The 17,448-nt window shown below is 38.2% G+C and carries 19 protein-coding genes; 3 read left to right on the top strand and 16 right to left on the bottom strand.

Annotated elements, in window-relative coordinates; translation table 11 throughout:
- The coding region (locus Q0505_RS16435) for a transposase (protein WP_299215237.1) at positions 1–192 on the top strand (192 nt) is incomplete at its 5' end.
- 523 nt (positions 193–715) lie between these two features.
- Here Q0505_RS16435 and Q0505_RS16440 read toward each other — a convergent pair.
- From Q0505_RS16440 to Q0505_RS16450, 3 genes are all read right to left on the bottom strand, one after another.
- A complete protein-coding gene (locus Q0505_RS16440) occupies positions 716–2,779 on the bottom strand; it encodes an alpha-ketoacid dehydrogenase subunit alpha/beta (RefSeq protein WP_299215239.1) in 2,064 nt (687 codons plus the stop codon).
- 91 nt (positions 2,780–2,870) lie between these two features.
- On the bottom strand, positions 2,871–3,995 hold the full coding sequence (locus tag Q0505_RS16445; protein ID WP_299215241.1) for a branched-chain amino acid aminotransferase: 1,125 nt from the start codon (positions 3,993–3,995) through the stop codon (positions 2,871–2,873).
- 32 nt (positions 3,996–4,027) lie between these two features.
- Positions 4,028–5,341, bottom strand: coding sequence for a dihydrolipoamide acetyltransferase family protein (locus Q0505_RS16450; protein ID WP_299215242.1), 1,314 nt, complete (start codon positions 5,339–5,341; stop codon positions 4,028–4,030).
- 168 nt (positions 5,342–5,509) lie between these two features.
- On the opposite strand from Q0505_RS16450, the gene Q0505_RS16455 reads away from it, so the two are divergent.
- Positions 5,510–5,980: an Lrp/AsnC family transcriptional regulator gene (locus Q0505_RS16455; RefSeq protein WP_299215244.1), complete on the top strand. Its 471-nt coding sequence runs from the start codon at positions 5,510–5,512 to the stop codon at positions 5,978–5,980.
- Between the two features lies 1 nt (position 5,981).
- Here the strand turns inward: Q0505_RS16455 and Q0505_RS16460 are convergent, their stop codons facing one another.
- Positions 5,982–6,578, bottom strand: a complete 597-nt coding sequence (locus Q0505_RS16460; protein ID WP_299215246.1) for a transferase hexapeptide repeat family protein — start codon at positions 6,576–6,578, stop codon at positions 5,982–5,984.
- Positions 6,579–6,747: 169 nt separating this feature from the next.
- On the opposite strand from Q0505_RS16460, the gene Q0505_RS16465 reads away from it, so the two are divergent.
- Positions 6,748–7,038, top strand: a complete 291-nt coding sequence (locus Q0505_RS16465; RefSeq protein WP_299215248.1) for a hypothetical protein — start codon at positions 6,748–6,750, stop codon at positions 7,036–7,038.
- Position 7,039: 1 nt separating this feature from the next.
- On the opposite strand, the gene Q0505_RS16470 is transcribed toward Q0505_RS16465, so the two are convergent.
- The 12 genes from Q0505_RS16470 to paaC form a co-directional block, all read right to left on the bottom strand.
- Positions 7,040–7,792, bottom strand: coding sequence for an enoyl-CoA hydratase/isomerase family protein (locus Q0505_RS16470; RefSeq protein ID WP_299215250.1), 753 nt, complete (start codon positions 7,790–7,792; stop codon positions 7,040–7,042).
- A 166-nt stretch (positions 7,793–7,958) separates the two neighbouring features.
- Entirely contained in the window at positions 7,959–10,490 is a 2,532-nt protein-coding gene (gene paaZ / locus Q0505_RS16475) for a phenylacetic acid degradation bifunctional protein PaaZ (protein WP_299215252.1), read from the bottom strand.
- A gap of 79 nt (positions 10,491–10,569) precedes the next feature.
- Positions 10,570–10,902 carry a type II toxin-antitoxin system PemK/MazF family toxin gene (locus Q0505_RS16480; protein ID WP_299215254.1) on the bottom strand — a complete coding sequence of 111 codons (333 nt, stop codon included), beginning with the start codon at positions 10,900–10,902 and terminating at the stop codon, positions 10,570–10,572.
- Positions 10,899–11,141 (bottom strand): ribbon-helix-helix domain-containing protein, encoded by a 243-nt coding sequence (locus Q0505_RS16485; RefSeq protein ID WP_299215257.1) that lies wholly within the window; start codon positions 11,139–11,141, stop codon positions 10,899–10,901. Before Q0505_RS16485 ends, Q0505_RS16480 begins: the two co-directional genes overlap by 4 nt.
- A gap of 99 nt (positions 11,142–11,240) precedes the next feature.
- Entirely contained in the window at positions 11,241–12,458 is a 1,218-nt protein-coding gene (pcaF, locus tag Q0505_RS16490; RefSeq protein ID WP_299215259.1) for a 3-oxoadipyl-CoA thiolase, read from the bottom strand.
- 117 nt (positions 12,459–12,575) lie between these two features.
- Positions 12,576–12,989, bottom strand: coding sequence for a hotdog fold thioesterase (locus tag Q0505_RS16495; protein WP_299215261.1), 414 nt, complete (start codon positions 12,987–12,989; stop codon positions 12,576–12,578).
- 85 nt (positions 12,990–13,074) lie between these two features.
- Positions 13,075–14,295 (bottom strand): 3-hydroxyacyl-CoA dehydrogenase NAD-binding domain-containing protein, encoded by a 1,221-nt coding sequence (locus Q0505_RS16500; protein ID WP_299215263.1) that lies wholly within the window; start codon positions 14,293–14,295, stop codon positions 13,075–13,077.
- A 71-nt stretch (positions 14,296–14,366) separates the two neighbouring features.
- The gene (locus Q0505_RS16505) at positions 14,367–14,720 is read right to left on the bottom strand and encodes a four helix bundle protein (RefSeq protein ID WP_299215265.1); all 354 of its coding nucleotides are present in this window, start codon (positions 14,718–14,720) and stop codon (positions 14,367–14,369) included.
- A gap of 54 nt (positions 14,721–14,774) precedes the next feature.
- A complete protein-coding gene (locus Q0505_RS16510) occupies positions 14,775–15,557 on the bottom strand; it encodes an enoyl-CoA hydratase-related protein (RefSeq protein WP_299215267.1) in 783 nt (260 codons plus the stop codon).
- 80 nt (positions 15,558–15,637) lie between these two features.
- Positions 15,638–16,135, bottom strand: a complete 498-nt coding sequence (paaD, locus tag Q0505_RS16515; RefSeq protein ID WP_299215269.1) for a 1,2-phenylacetyl-CoA epoxidase subunit PaaD — start codon at positions 16,133–16,135, stop codon at positions 15,638–15,640.
- Positions 16,136–16,177: 42 nt separating this feature from the next.
- On the bottom strand, positions 16,178–16,471 hold the full coding sequence (locus Q0505_RS16520) for a four helix bundle protein (protein ID WP_299215271.1): 294 nt from the start codon (positions 16,469–16,471) through the stop codon (positions 16,178–16,180).
- A gap of 115 nt (positions 16,472–16,586) precedes the next feature.
- A complete protein-coding gene (gene paaC, locus Q0505_RS16525; protein WP_299215342.1) occupies positions 16,587–17,354 on the bottom strand; it encodes a 1,2-phenylacetyl-CoA epoxidase subunit PaaC in 768 nt (255 codons plus the stop codon).
- Positions 17,355–17,448: the final 94 nt, after the last annotated feature.

Genomic DNA, 17,448 nt, shown 5'->3' on the forward strand with positions numbered 1-17,448 from the left:
TTCAAAAGCTTCAATACAATTGCTAGAACAATGTCAATACACTACAAGAATATACTCAACTACTTTGATAATCGAAGTACTAATGCATCTGCAGAATCTTTCAATGCGAAAATAAAAGCCTTTAGAGCACAGTTCAGAGGTGTTAGAAATGTAGACTTCTTCTTATACAGACTCTCAACTATTTTTGCATAATCAGAAAATCCCACAACTTTTACACTTGATCCTATATCAACGTATAGAATCTATACGTTTAAAAGTAAATTTCCAGTAGTCCTAAATAAGAATCACTGGAAATAAACCTACATAATCAATCATGGAAAAATCCATCGGATTGATCTATTTCAAGGGTAGAAGTAATTGGGGGATTACGATTTTCTAACTGCTTGAAATGATAGCACATGTATCAATAAATAAAAATAATTATTAATTTGGGGTATACGCTATTCTATATCTAAGATACTTTAAGTGTGTGACAAAACCAAATTATTAATCGTATAAAAACTTGATTATCAGTATGTTATTTACGTACTGCTTGTATGGTTTTTACGTATTGACCTATACATTATGCTCGTTATTTCATATAGAAAGCTATTGACAATCTGTTATTTAAAAGAAGACAAAACAAAAAAACAAATCCTCTAAAAAGAATGACTATACAAGCTAAAGCCCATTAAAAATTAATTTTAATGGGCCTATTTTTTTATAAGAAGAGGGTTTAATAGCTAAAAAGCTGTTCAATCTTAACTTTCACTTTTGCTGTACTCGGAATCATCGTTTGTTCCAACGTACTATTCAGTGGAATGGCAGGCATATTTTCTGATCCTATGAGCATTACCGGTGCATCTAATTCACGGAAACATTCTTCTTGAATTCTTCCTTGGAGACCGCGACTAAATCCATTATCCGAAGGCTCTTCTGTGACGACAAGACATTTTCCACATTTTTTTACAGACTTAAAAACTGTATCATAATCCAATGGATGTAATGTACGTAGGTCTACCACTTCAATACGATCTTTCATCCCTAATTCGGCACTGGCATTCATTGCCCAATGTACTCCCATTCCATAGGTAATGATCGAGATGGTCTCCACGTCTTCTTGTTTCCAAATTTCTTGAAGCACCCATGCTTTACCGAAAGGAAGTATATAATCTTCATCTGGCATAATAGAAGTAGCACCTTTGGTTCCTGGGACTTTAGACCAGTACAATCCTTTGTGTTCAAAAATCACTACTGGATTCGGATCGTAATAGGCTGCTTTCAAAAGTCCTTTTAAATCGGCTCCATTAGAAGGATACGCAATTTTAAGACCGCGGATGTTGGTCACCACACTTTCTACAGAAGAGGAGTGATACGGACCTCCAGAACCATACGCTCCAATAGGCACTCGTAAAATCATAGATACAGGCCATTTCCCGTTACTCAAATAACAAGAACGCGATACTTCTGTAAACAACTGATTCAATCCTGGCCAGATATAATCTGCAAATTGCACTTCAACAATAGGTTTTAATCCTACAGCACTCATCCCAACTGTAGAGCCGACGATAAATGCTTCTTGGATAGGCGTATTAAACACCCGATTATCGCCAAATTTTTGTGCAAGTGTCGCCGCTTCTCTAAAAACACCACCCAATCTGCCACCCACATCTTGTCCGTACATCAAGCACTCTGGATGCTTGCGCATTAACTCTTCAACGGCAAATAAGGCACAGTCGACCATAACTACTTTTTCGCCATCTTTTGGAGATCGCTCTCCCACTTCTTCGGTAATGGGTGTTGGCGCAAAATCGTGTGTAAATAAATCTTCTGGCTTCGGGTCTTCGGCTTGTTGTGCTTTAGAGAAGGCCTCTTCTGTTTCCGCTTTCGCGAAAGCGATCACCTCATCAATCTCTTCTTGAGCAACTCCGTTATCCAGAAGTAACTGTAGCATTTTTGGATACGGATCACGACTGCGTGCTTCTTCTAAATCATCTCGATACCACTCCATACGTACCCCAGAAGTATGATGATTTAACAATGGCACTTTGGCGTGTACCAAGAATGGACGACGCTCTGTACGTATTTTATGAATGACCTCTTGCAAGGTGTTATAACTCTCTTCAAAATCGGTTCCATCTATAGTCACTGCTTCCAAACCATTAAAACCACGTGCATACTCAAAAGCATCTTGCGCTCTAGTTTCGGCGGCATTGGCGCTAATATCCCATCCGTTATCCTGAACCAAATATAGAATAGGAAGTTGTTTAAGCGCTGCCATCTGAAAAGCTTCAGCGATTTCTCCTTCGGTTACTGATGCGTCTCCAAGGGAACAAACGACAAGACCCCTATCCCCCAAAGGGGGAACATCAAATGCTGGATCTTTAACATACCCTTCTTTATAATAAAAACCAAGCGCAACTCCTGTAGCGGGAATCGTTTGCATTCCAGTAGCGCTACTCTGATGTGGTATTTTAGGCTTATCATCATCTTTTAAACTAGGATGCGAGTAATACGTACGCCCCGCTGAAAAAGGATCGTCTTTTTTGGCGAGTACCTGCAACATTAAATCATACGGAGTCATTCCTATAGCGAGTAGCATAGCATCATCACGATAATAGGGAAATGCATAATCCTGAGGCAGTAATTGCATCCCTATGGCGGTTTGAATTACTTCATGGCCCCGACTTGTGGCGTGTACATATTTTGAAACTACTTTAAAATTCTCTTCATACAACTCGGTCATTGCCTTTGCTGTACATAGATTTTTAAATCCTTTTTTAAGTATCTCTTTATTCATAACTATTCTTTTATACCCGCGTAGGCGGGTATCTCATGAAATTTTACCTCTCACTCAATCGTTAATCTCATCAACTTTTCTTCATACCTAATCAAGCAGGTATCTCATCCATCACAGGCACCATCCATCCAAACACATCTTCTGTTTTTCCTGTTTTTATAGCGTTTAGAGTATCATTGATTTCTTTTCCTACGGGATACGCATCTGATACTTTAATCGTATCGTCTCCCCAACCAATCTCTTGAATATAGGCAATCCCTACGGCTGTACCAGTACCAAAAGCTTCTTCTAAAGTTCCATCTTGAGATGCTTCATATATTTCATCGATGGTAATGGGTCTTTCGGTCACGGAGTATCCCTTATGTTTTAAAAGGTCGATCACACTTTTTCGAGTAATTCCGTGGAGTACGGATCCGTCAAGATTGGGCGTAATAAACTGTCCGTTGATCTTAAAAAAAATATTCATCGTTCCTACTTCCTGAATGTATTTGTGCTCCTCTGCATCTAGCCAAAGTACTTGATCATATCCTTTTGATTTGGCAATTTCAGTAGGTCTGATGGCCGCTGCGTAGTTTCCTGCTGCTTTTGCTTCTCCTGTTCCCCCTGAAGCGGCACGAATGTAATTTTTTTCTGCCCATAGTTTTACAGGTTTACTAAAGAAAGGACCTGCTGGTGAGGCGATAATAATAAACTTAAAACTGGTGGCGGCTCGCATTCCTATAAAAGGCTCATCGGCGTACATAAAGGGACGTAAGTACAAAGCACTTCCGTCTGTGGGTGGGATCCACTCTTTTTCAACATCAACTAGCGCTTTGAGTCCTTCTACAAAAAGATCTTCTGGAAATTCTGGCATGCCCATGCGTCGAGCACTAGCATTGAGACGCGAAGCATTTTCTTCTGGACGAAAAAGTAGCGGTTCTCGCTTTCGCGAAACTACCTCGTCGGTAGACAGGAGTGTACTCTTCATCCCTTCAAAAATAGCTTGCCCATAATGTAACGCCATGGCGGCAGGATGCGTCGGAATTAATTGTAGCGGTTCTACTCTAGCATTTTGCCACTGTCCGTCTGTATAGTCACACATAAACATATGATCTGTAAAAGTGCGTCCTAACGGAATATTATCAAAATCAATGTTCTCTAGTTTTGATGTGGTTGTTTTTGTGATTTTTATATTCATAGCAAGCATATTCATTATTCCTTCTTGTCCTTCGGACATCTCTTTCAAAATGAGAGAAAAGGGTCTTGTTTCTAAAATGTTCTATCTATGTCAAACTGTTCTAAATAATCTGCAATCCTTCTTAAAAAACTACCTCCTAAATATCCATCTACAATACGGTGATCAAAACTTAATGATAGGTACATCATGTGTCTAATCTCAATCGTATCTCCCTCTGGTCGCTCCATCACTTCGGCTCTTTTCTTTATGATGCCTGTAGCGAGTATAGCTGCTTCTGGCTGGTTAATAATAGGAGTTCCCATCACACTTCCAAAAGTTCCTACATTACTAATAGTAAAAGTGCTTCCTTTAATGTCATCACCACTCAATTTATTTTCTCTTGCAAGTGCTGAGAGTCTATTGACCTCAGATGCTATTTCTAGCAAGCTTTTTTGATCGGCGTCTTTTACTACGGGAACGATCAAATTGCCCGAAGGCAATGCGGTTGCCATTCCTATATTGATATGTTCTTTTACGATGATATTTTTACCATCTACAGACACGTTGATCATCGGAAAATCCTTTACTGCTTTTGCCACTGCTTCTACAAACAGCGGTGTAAAGGTTAATTTTTGACTGTGTTTTTCTAAGAAGGGTTTCTTATGTGCATTACGCCATGCAACAAGTTCTGTAAGATCAGCTTCTACATAGGCAGTCACGTGCGGACTTGTATGTTTACTATACACCATGTGATCTGCAATCATCTGGCGCATACGATCCATTTCTACTATTTTTCCAGTTCCTTTGTCTAGGTTTAATTGCGGAATTCTATATGCTGTTGGGTCTGTTTGTACTGCGGGTTGTGCAAATTTATACGGTCTCCCTTCCTCTATATAGTGCATCAAATCACTTTTACGAAGACGACCGTCTTTTCCAGTACCTGGTATTCGAGCAAGTTCTTCATAAGAGATATGATGTTGCTGGGCAATACTCTTAATAAGCGGACTTATAAATAGCGTTCCATTTGGCATTGTAAACGCTGAACTTTGAATAGCTGTGGGCTTGGATATTGTTGGTGTTTTGTTTGTAGGTTTCTGGGTAGTAGTTTCTGACTTTGTAGTCGTTGATGATTCTTTCTCACTACTCCCAGAAGTTGTCCTTTCTTCTATAACTTCATAGCTAGCGATAGCTGTTCCAACAGCAACTACACTATTAGGTTCAAAAAGATGCTTCTTCATCACTCCAGAAGATGGGGCAGGCACTTCATTATCAACCTTGTCTGTAGCGACTTCTACCAAAATATCTCCTTCTTCAAAAGAAGCTCCTTCCGAAACAAGCCAATTTAATATGGTTCCTTCTGTAATACTTTCACCCATTTTAGGCATCAAAAGCTGATCTTCTGTCATTTACACTTTAATTTAAAACTAATTAAAAATACTAATAAACAAAATTAAACAAGCCTTAAACTCTACCTTATAGCTTAATAGCAGAATATTATTCTGATATAATACTTAAAAAAGATTTTTATTCTATATTTGATTCTCTTTCCTTATAAAAACAGGAAACTATTTGTCATGAAACTAGATATCACAGATCAAAAATTATTGGATTTATTACAAAAAGATTCTAATCAAACGGTAAAATCATTATCTCAAAAGTTAGGAAAATCTACGACACCTATTTTTGAGAGGATTAAAAAACTGGAAAAAGAAGGATTGATTAAAGGATATGCAGCTCGATTAAATGCTAAGAAAATTGGTCTTAAGCAAACGGTTTTCGTGGCTATTTCTTTGCAAGGTCATACCCGAAGTTATCTTGAGAAATTTGTAAAAGAAATCAATGACTTTCCAGAAGTAGTGGAGTGCCATCGGGTGAGTGGAGGCTTCGATTATTTACTCAAACTCGTCGTAGAAGATATCGAAGCTTATGAAAAATTTATCATCTCCAAATTGACCTTACTCCCCTATTTAGGGAATGTGCAAAGTCATATCGTACTCTCTACAGGTAAGGAAACTAATGAGGTAGATCTTTCTTTTTTAGCTTAATCTACTTCTTTAGAAATGCGTTAAGTGTCTTATAAAAATCTTCTTGTTCAGGACGATTTTCTGGAATCTCTCTTAATGGCTCTACCGCTTTTAATGACTCATGACAATCCGCTGGCAAACGTTGATATAACTTGGTACCTGCAGTTTTCCAAGCGATCATCTCATCACTTACTTCTTTAATGATCTTTGCTGGATTACCTACCACAAGACTTCGGTTGGGAATGATGGTTTCTGCTTTTACAAACGCCATAGCACCTACAATACATTCATCGCCTATGTGTGCATCATCCATAATCACACTATTCATTCCGATGAGGCAGTTGCGTCCTAAGTTAGCTCCATGAATCACAGCGCCGTGTCCTATGTGTACGCTTTCGCGAAAGCGTATAGATTTTCCAGGGAACATATGTACAGTACAATTTTCCTGTACGTTCACACCATCTTCTAGTATAATCTCTCCCCAATCTCCACGTATCGCAGCACCTGGACCGATATAACAGTCTTTACCTATAATCACGTTGCCCGTCACTGCCGCAAGTGGATGTACAAAACTAGAAGGATGCACCACGGGAATATGCCCTTTAAAACTATAAATCATGCTTAAGAAGTGTTGTATTTAGATCCAAATGTACATAGAATACTGGATAACATATATCGCATATTATTAACATTTTTGTTGATAAAAACGTTAAAGCTTAGCAAATTAAATCATATTCATGCAATAATTTTCGTTATCATTACTAACCAACTTAAAACAATTCCCCCGCATGAAGATTTCAGAAAAAATCCACCCTACCAAAAAAGAGTTTTTATATGCTCTTAAATTTGCTGAAGAAGACGTGATCAAAAATCGTCAAGAACAAGAATTTCGTATGTATTCTATAAACAGAGCCATGCACTTAGGCAATGTTTTGAAAAACAAAGTACGGATCTATTTTAGGGATTCTTTAGATAGAATCATTTTTATAGACACTACGATATGGGGTGTTACAAAAGATGATATCATCCTTAAAAAGGGAGTCACGATCCCTATAAAAAGTATTTTAGAAATAGATTGAGTTATTTGAATCGCTTGAGTGTTTCTTTTGTAAAATCACTCAATACAAGACGTCCAGAAATAGCAGCTCTTTCAGCAAGAAGTGTATCCCAATCTTCGGTTCCTTTCCAGAGAATGGTTTTCATTTCACGCATGGCTTCAGGATTATAAGTACAAAGGTTTTCTGCAAATGCCTGTACTGCTTCATCTAGTGCTTCTGTGCTGTCATATACCTGTGTGTACAATCCTTTTTGTCTTGCCCACTCAGCATCATAAAAGGTATTAGCATCAATGGCAATTTGTGACATTCCAGTCAAACCTAATTTACGTTCTACGGCAGGACCGACCACAAAAGGACCAATTCCTACATTGAGTTCGCTTAACTTTATACTCGCAAATTTACTTGCCATACAGTAATCTGTTGCACTAGCAACACCTACTCCGCCACCAACTGTTTTTCCTTGCACACGACCTATAATAAATTTAGGGCAGGTACGCATGGCATTAATCACATTGGCAAATCCAGAAAAGAACACACGTCCTGTTTCTGCATCGTTAATATTAATTAATTCTTTAAAGCTTGCCCCTGCACAAAACGTACGATCGCCTCCACTCTTTAGGATAATTACTTTTACCGCATCATTTTGACCCGCTTCTGTGATGGTCGCTGTTAGTTTTGCTAGAATATCTCCCGGCAAACTATTGTGTGCAGGATGGAAAAACGTGATAGTTGAAATTCCGTTATGTATGTCTTCTTTTACGTATGGATCGCTCATATTCATAAAAATATCAATGCACACTGTTGCGCATTTGGTTATCTATTATTTCTAAAATTATTTAATACTCTTTTATCTTTAAATCTTTTGGGCAATGCATTCGCGAGTACTTTATATCTCTGAAATAGTCAATGCGCACGTGTTGAGTATTGATTACTACATTTATCTAATCTAAAAGATTAAATTGCTCAAAATGATGATTCAAGTGTTTTCGTTCCATTAGATACCACTCATATTTATTAAGTTCTCCGAAGACTGCATTTTTTGCAGTGGCTTCAGGGTTTTCTTTATAATATTTTAAATATTCCTGTCGGATTCTTATTAATTCCGCTTTCGCGAAAGCAAGATTTTCATGCTTCAATGCTGGCTGAATACCAGCCTCATACAACGGGAAATTATAATCGCGCGGCATCTTATCGTAGTTGTACAAGGTTGCATGTACTTTGTCCAATATTTTTTCTGGAGTAGCAATTTCAAAATCCTGTACTTCTCCCATGGCAATGCGATATGTCAATTCTAGATGCTCCACTATTTGTTGCGGTGTCATCGTTCCCCATTGTGGCATACTATCTTCCGCAAGTTTTGCTAGTGATTGCTCAAAAACAGTGTCTGTAATTTCTGTAAAGACCGTTTGTTTTTTCTGAACCATCGTCAGAATCGTTGCTACAGCTACCAACGGATCTTTCTCTTCGGCTTCTGGAGAATTGGGTTCTATAGTCGCATCAAAAACTTCCACAAACCATTTTACAATTCCGCACGGATGCTCGTTTCCAGCAACATCACGCTCTATTTTTTGCTTACAGGTTAATCGTACATACACCGTATCATTATGATAAATAGGTCGTAAAAAACGACATTCTTCTAATCCGTAGTTTGCAGCAACAGGACCTTTATTAGGATATACAAAAAGCCCAGCAGCGGCCGCTAAAATAAAATAACCGTGAGCCGTACGTTTTTCAAAAATACTTCCTTCTAGAGAGGTGATATCTGTATGTGCATAGAAATGATCCCATGTGAGATTTGCAAAATTGACAATATCTCCATCGGTGATCGTTCTGTTATGTGTTTTAAGAGACATTCCCGGTTGAATATCCTCCCAATGATAGGCAAACGGATGCTTTTCTATTTCTTTATAATCGGCTTTTGCTTGATAGATGCCAGTCACTTCGGTAAGTGTGGTAGGGGATCCTTGAATCGCACAACGTTGTAAATAATGCTTGATACCACGCATTCCGCCCATTTCTTCTCCACCTCCAGCACGCCCTGGTCCTCCATGAATCAGATTAGGAAGTGGCGAACCGTGTCCTGTCGATTGTTTGGCACTTTCTCGGTTCAGAATCAAAATACGTCCGTGATGCGAAGCGGCATTTATAGTATATTCTTTTGCGATCTGATTATCATTTGTGACAATAGAACTTACGAGAGATCCTTTCCCCATCTTAGCCAATGTAATCGCTTCTTCAAGATTATTATATGGCATGATGGTACTTACGGGGCCAAAAGCTTCTGTGACGTGTGCATTTTCATTGGTAAGCGGATGATCTTCTCTTAATAAGATGGGCTTCATAAAGGCACCTTTCTGCGCATCTGCTCCAATAGTTTCTACTTCATGTAAATTTCCATATACAATCTCAGCTGTTTTCGTAATTTCTTGTACTTGTGTTCTTACCGATTTGCGTTGTGCATCATTTACCAATGCGCCCATTCGCACTTCTTTTAAACGAGGATCTCCTATGGTCACTTTGTCTAATGCGTTCCCTAGGGCAATTTGCACATCTTCTACAAGATTTGCAGGAACAATGATACGACGTATTGCCGTACATTTCTGTCCCGATTTTACCGTCATTTCATTACGAACTTCTTTGATAAACAAATCAAATTCTGGAGTTCCAGGCACAGCATCTTCGCCAAGAATAGCAGCGTTTAAGGAGTCTGCTTCCATGGTAAATGGCACCGATTCTTTTGTTAACTGCGGATGATTCCGTAACCTTCTCCCTACTGCTGCAGATCCTGTAAAGGTAACTACATCTTGAGATTGTACGGTATCTAGAATATCTCTAGCCGTACCGCTAATTAATTGTAAAGATCCTTCTGGTAAGATTCCAGAAGCTATAATTTCTCTCACCACCGCTTCTGTTAAATAGGCAGTTTGTGGTGCCGGTAATACTACGGCTGGCATACCTGCCATCCAGTTAACCGCACATTTTTCTAACATTCCCCATATTGGAAAATTAAAAGCATTGATATGAATGGCAACGCCTTCTTTTGGCACCATAATATGATGCGCCATAAAACGACCTCCTCGTGATAAATCGATAGGGTCACCTTCTACATGATAAGATTGGTTTGGGAATAATTTACGTAAAGATGCATTGGCAAACAGATTTCCAAAACCTCCTTCTATATCAATCCAACTATCAATTTTTGTAGCACCTGTACGGTAACTCAACTCATAAAAGGCTTGTTTCTTTTTAGTAAGATACATCGCCAGTTTTTTTATCATATTTCCACGTTCCTGAAATGTCATCTTACGCAATACAGATCCGTGATCACGTCCGTACTGCAAAATACTAGCCGTATCAATTCCATCAGTAGTGACACTTGTGAACTGTTCTCCTGTGACTGAATCCAGAATAGGTGTTCCTTCTCCCTGACCATCAGTCCAAACGCCTTGTATATAATGTTGTGTTTTGTTCATAATCCCTTACCCCGACCCTCTCCTAAGGGGAGAAGGAGTTTATGGGTGTTTTATTAATTATTTTATTTCTGAGTACGCTTTAATACCTTAATATATCTCCTAATGTATCTTTAATATAATCAACAGACTCTTGAGGGACAGCGCCTAGCTTACTTCTCAATCTTTTCTTAGATACCGACCGAATATGAAACGTAAGCACCTCAGATTTTACATCCAGACCATTAGTCTCATCTGGTTCAATAATCAAATTGCCTTTATAATTTTTAATACTTGTCGTTAATGGGCACACAATTACTACTTCCAGATATGTATTTAGAAGATTACCACTTATAATTATTGCAGGTCTTCTACCTCCTTGTTCGCGACCTTTAACAGGATCGAGATACAAATCCCATATCTCACCTTGTTTCATAAGGTGGTGTTTTCAATGTCAGACAAATAATATGTCATCCCTTCTTCGGCAACTTGCATGATATCTTTATCCTGACCAGCAACTTTATATGACTTTACATACTCTGCTCGCTTGAGTTGATCTAAATAGATTTCTAGTGCTTTTTCAATGATTTTATTTTTTGCTACTCCATATTGCTGTGCAATATCTCCTAGTTTTTTTAAAAGATCATCGGGAAGTGAAGATGTAAATGTTGCCATATCATATTTATATTGTGTAAATATAATTAATATTTATTATTTTGCTTTCGCGAAAGCGAATATCTTTTTATTTATATCTTAACGTATTAAATTTCCCAATTACGCAGAAAATTTCGCATTTTCAATAATAGCTGCATATCCTTGTCCAACGCCTATACACATAGTCACCAATGCATATCGTTGTCCTGTTTCTTGCAACTCTAAAGCTGCTGAATACGCAATACGTGCTCCTGTCACTCCAAGTGGATGTCCAATCGCAATCGAACCTCCGTTAGGATTAATGCGTGGGTCATTATCTTCAAGTCCCCACTCACGAATACACGCCAAAGCTTGCGATGCAAATGCCTCATTCAACTCGATCACATCCATATCTTCCATCGTAAGTCCTGCTTTTTCTAAAGCCTTATTTGATGCTTGCACGGGACCAATTCCCATAATACGAGGTTCTACACCCACCACTGCAGAACTTACAATGCGAGCCAACGGTTTTAAACCGTACTTCTTCACAGCAGCCTCACTTGCAATAATTGTTGCAGCAGCACCATCATTCAATCCTGAACTATTTCCTGCGGTGACACTGCCTCCTTCTTTCTTGAAAGCAGGGCGAAGTTTTGCTAAAATTTCTTTTGAACTATTTGGTTTTATAAATTCATCATCTTTAAAGATAATCGGATCTTTTTTTCGTTGCGGAATTTCTACCGCAACAATTTCCTTAGCAAGTCGTCCATTAGATTGTGCTTTTGCTGCTTTCATCTGACTGTGATACGCAAAGGTGTCTTGATCTTCACGAGAGATATTGTATTTCTCTACTAGATTTTCTGCTGTATTTCCCATCCCATCAACTCCATATACTTCTTGCATCTTAGGATTGATAAAACGCCAACCAAACGTGGAATCATACATTTTACTATCGCCACCAAAAGCTGTTGAAGGCTTTGCCATTACGTAGGGTCCTCGGGTCATATTTTCTACACCACCAGAAATAAAGAGATCTCCATCACCAGCTTTAATAGCTCTATTGGCATGAATAATCGCCGAAAGTCCGCTACTACACAATCTATTTACGGTCTCACCAGGCACTGTAAAAGGAATTCCAGCAAGTAATAATGACATACGGGCTACGTTGCGATTATCTTCTCCTGCTTGATTTGCACAGCCCATAATCACATCATCATAAGCTTCTTTTGGGATGGTAGGATTACGTTTTACGATTTCTCGTATCACGTGTGCTCCCAAATCATCCGTGCGTATCGCACTCAATGTTCCTTTGTAGTTTCCTATTGGTGTTCTGACACCATCTATAATATATGCTTCCATTTTATGCCCGCGTATGCGGGTATCTTTTAATTAAACTTAGACTTCACATGAATAAGACCTTTATGTCCTACAGACATTTCTCCCAAAGGAAGAGAATATGTATCTATTTGATTCAAATTAATCTTTTTCCTCCCAATCTTTGGCTGTTCTGTAGACAACACCTTTAAACAAAGCTACAAGTTCGTTATCTCTTTTTACTTCGACAATATTAAAACCTACTTTTGTTTTTTGATGATCTACTGTTGCTTCGGCAGTGATATAATCTCCTTCTACCAATGCTTCTATGTGATTAATACTGGTCTCTATAGAGACAGCGTATTTGCCATGTGTATTGGCTGTAAATCCAAAAGCAGTGTCTGCCAGTGAATAGGTAATACCACCATGTGCAAAACCCATACTATTCAGCATTTCTTTACGAACGGTCATCCCTACTTTTACATAGCCTATTTTGGAATCAAGTATTTCGATTCCTAACCAAGTACTGTACGCATCTTGGGATAACATTTTATGTGGAATTTTAGCTCCGTCCATTTTTATTTATTTTGTCACGCTGAGCTTGTCGAAGCGCATTCCTATTTATTTTCTCAAATCCTTCGACAAGCTCAGGGTGACAATACTATTGTTTAAAAAACGTCTTTCCTTCCCTATTCATTCTTCGTAATAACGGCGAACAACGATACCGGTCTTCATGATATTCGTCATACAAAATATCCATTTGTGATACACACCAATCGACACCTTTTTCATCTGCCCATGCAAGTAATCCTTTAGGGTAATTAACCCCTTTGGTCATCGCATTGTCGATGTCTTCTGCACTCGCAATATTCCAAAATAATGCATCGGCAGCTTCATTAATAAGCATGACTAGAATACGATCAAAAATTTTATTTCCTAGGATTTTATTTGAGGTTGGGTCCGCTTTCGCGAAAGCGTTATCAGCCTTCTCATCTCTATAATCATAATAGCCGCGTCCAGACTTACGCCCTAAATACCCCGCCTGACTATAGCGTTGTTGGGTAAAAGAGGGTTTATATCTAGGATCTTGATAAAAGGCATTAAATACAGTTTCTGTTACTGTATAATTAATGTCATTTCCTATAAAATCCATTAATTCAAAAGGCCCCATTCTGAAACCTCCTATGTTTTTCATTGCCCAATCGATGGTTGCAAAATCGGCAATTCCTTCTTCATAGATCCGTAAGGCTTCTCCATAAAAAGGACGTGCTACACGATTTACAATAAACCCAGGCGTATCTTTTGCGACTGCCACTACTTTTTTCCAACGTGTAATTTCTTGAGTACAGATATCTAAAATATCTTGCGACGTTTGTACAGCAGGAATCACTTCTACCAATTTCATCAAAGGTGCTGGATTAAAAAAGTGGATTCCGATACAACGTTCTGGTTTTTCTAATGAGGCTGCTATTGAAGCTATCGAAAGACTAGAGGTGTTGGAAGCAATAATAGAAGTTTCAGATACGTACGTTTCTAACTCTTGAAATACCTTCTTTTTAATCTCAAGATTTTCAATAATGGCTTCTATGGTCAAATCTGCGTTTGCTAATTCGTTTAAAGTATTTACGTATTGAATATTTCCTTGAATTCTATTTTTCTCACCTGCGTCTATTCTTCCTTTCTCAATCAGACGATTTAGGATTTTTTCAAGCGCTACTTTTGCTTTGTCTAACGCGGCTTGATGGGTGTCAAATAACTTTACCAAGCATCCAGCGGTTGCCGCTACTTGTGCAATTCCAGAACCCATGGTTCCTGCGCCGATGATTCCTACGGTTTTGATTGGGGATTGGGGATTGTTGATTGCTGATTGTTGATCTGACATTATATGATTTATAATTTAGAGGATGCAGGTTTGATTACTGATTGTTGATTTTAATTGCTTATTAAGTCCGATTATTTTGAGGATGCTGTCTTTATATCTGTAACAAAAATAGAGATGAGTTGGTTATTTTCGTCAAGAAGTGTTTCTAGATCTTTAGTATTAAGAATTAATCCCACACCTTTTTGAATTTTCATATTTACATACGATTCGCGTAATTCTTTTAAAGAGATTTTCATTTTATGCAGAAAGTCTCTTATGCTTTCTCCACTTCTAGCTTCTCCGTAATTTAATGCCACAGATGTTGATGAACGAATTAATTGTTTTGTTAGATGTTCTGAAGCAAAAGACGTACCCATCCTTTTACAAAGAAGTATAATATCTACTGTAAATTTTATCCATCTTTCTTCTAACTGATTTGGCTTCATTGTTATCTTTTTTAAATCAAAAATCTCCAATCCACAATCTACAATCGTTAATCACTATCTTCCTTTAAAATTGGGTTTTCTTTTTTCTACAAAGGCAGTTACTCCTTCGACATAGTCTTCACTACTAGCGGCTTCTATTTGTAATTTTGATTCTAAAGCTAGTTGTTGTTCTAAGGTGTTGCTCATGGATTGATTGAGTAATCTTTTGGTCATTCCCAAAGCCTTTGTTGGCATTTGTGCCAATGTCGTAGCTATTGTCTCTACTTCTCCTTGAAAATCTTCTAGGGTTGTCATTTTATAGATCATTCCCATTTGCTCAGCTTCGGTTGCAGATAATTTATCGCCTAACATCATTAAGGCACTCGCCTTTCCAAAACCAATCAATCTCGGTAAAAAGAAGGTTCCTGCACTGTCTGGCACGAGTCCTATTTTACTAAATGCCTGAATAAAACTTACTTTTTCATGAGCAATCACGATATCACAAGCAAGGGCAATGTTTGCTCCTGCTCCTGCGGCTACTCCATTTACGGCAGCTATAATTGGTTTTTCAATCGCCCGTATTCTAGTAATGATAGGGTTATAATGTTCTTCTAATATTTTCTTGAATCCCGGGTTTAAATCAGGGGTTGTGACTTCCTTGAGGTCTTGTCCCGCACAAAAAGCCTTTCCGCTTCCTGTGATGACAATCGCTCTTACAGAGGCATCGTTTGCACACGCATCCAATTCGCTTTGGAGCAATAATGCCATCTCACGATTAAAGCTATTAAAAACCTCTGGACGGTTGAGCGTGAGTGTTGCGACTCCGTTGTTTAGTTCTTTGAGAATTGACTCATTCATACTAATGCCCGCATAGGCAGATATTTTTTAAATTAACATAAACCCCTAATTTCATATAGAGATCCCCGCCTACGCGGGAATTATTTCAAGCATTTAAAATAGTCAAAAGGTTCTTGACAGGTATCGCATTTAAATAATGCTTTACATGCCGTAGATCCAAACTGACTGACCAAGTGGGTTTCTGTCGATCCGCAGTTGGTGCATTTTACAATTTTCTTTCCTCCTAACAATGCATCCTTATCTGCTTCTGGGGATAAAGGTGCCGCGATTCCGTAGTCTTCAAGCGCTTTTCGACCTCGTGGCGTGATCCAATCGGTGGTCCACGCGGGGCTTAATACTAAGGTGATTTTTGCTTTTTTACCCGCTTTCGCGAAAGCGGACACAATATCATCTCCAATTACATCCATTGCTGGACATCCCGAGTAGGTCGGTGTAATCTTTACCTGAACAATACCATCAGTTTCGATGGCTTCCCGAACCACGCCCATATCCATAATAGAAAGCACAGGTATTTCTGGATCTGAAACAGATTCCAAAATGGAGAGTAAATGAGGTTGTATGTTTTGAATAATACTCAATTTTCAATAATCAATGTTAAATGTTCAATTTCTAATAGATCATTATTTCTTTGATCTAGCAGTTTGGATACTTTTTGAAAATATAGCGACCAATTCTTCACACTCCTTGAAAGTTTTAACTACTATGTCTGTATTTTTAAATAAATTACTTCGTATTTGTATTTTTAAATTCACGCGAGACTCTTTCAATTCCTTTAAAACAATACTCATTTTATGAATAAAATCTTTACTAGACTCAGCTCCTTGTACTTCTCCATAATTAAGTGCTGTTGCCGTAGAGGATCTGATTAATTGTTTTGAAAGATGATCTATTGTATAATTCTTATCAACATTCACATATAGCTTAATACATTGAACTAAAAATCAATTAACCTATCTTCTAAATCAAATTTTTTCATACAATTTCTTTATTGAAAATTGAGTATTAAAAATTATTTATTGAATATTTAGTTTACCATTCCATATTAGGAAACGTACGTTGCATATATTGCATATCAGAAAGAATATATCCCATGTGTTCTGAATGAATTCCTTGTTTTCCTCCTTTATGGAAGTATTTACCTACTGGAATCTCTAACGTTGCTTCTTCCAATACATCTGAAATCATTTTGTAATAGATATCCTTCAATTTAGAGGTATCTACCCCAATCCCTTCTGCAATCATAGCTTGATCTGCTTCGGTTTGATGAAAAAGTTCGTCCGTGTACATCCATAAATCAGTGACCGCTTCTTGTACACGCTCATGACTTTCAGAGGTTCCGTCGCCTAATCTTCTGATCCAATCTGATGAAAAGCGCCAGTGATAACTCACTTCTTTTATTGATTTTTTAGCAATAGCCGAAAGCGTTTCGTCGGTGCTTTTTTCTAGTTCCCTCAAAAATAATAAGTGATACGCATCAAAAAGAAACTGACGCACAATCGTGTATCCAAAATCAGTATTGGGTTGTTCTACCAGTAATACATTTTTATACTCTCTTTCGATTCGCATAAAAGCCAATGTATCTTCTGTAACAGTATCATCTCCAGAAACCTGTGCTGCATATTGAAAATAACTTCGCACCTGCCCAAAAAGGTCTAGCGATATGTTTGTTCCTGCAATATCTGTCTCTAAACTCGGTCCATGACCACAGAGTTCTCCCAAACGCTGCCCTAAAATAAGACTGTTATCGGCGATACCGAGAATGTAGTTATGTAAGTTCCCTCTCTGTCCTTCGGACATCTCTCCCAAAGGGAGAGAGCTTTGATCTGTTGTACTATTGTTTGTCATAAATTAAATATTACTCCTTCTCCCTTTGGGAGAGGGTTGGGGTGAG

It is taken from the genome of uncultured Dokdonia sp., from assembly GCF_937910895.1.
Classification (GTDB): Bacteria; Bacteroidota; Bacteroidia; order Flavobacteriales; family Flavobacteriaceae; genus Dokdonia.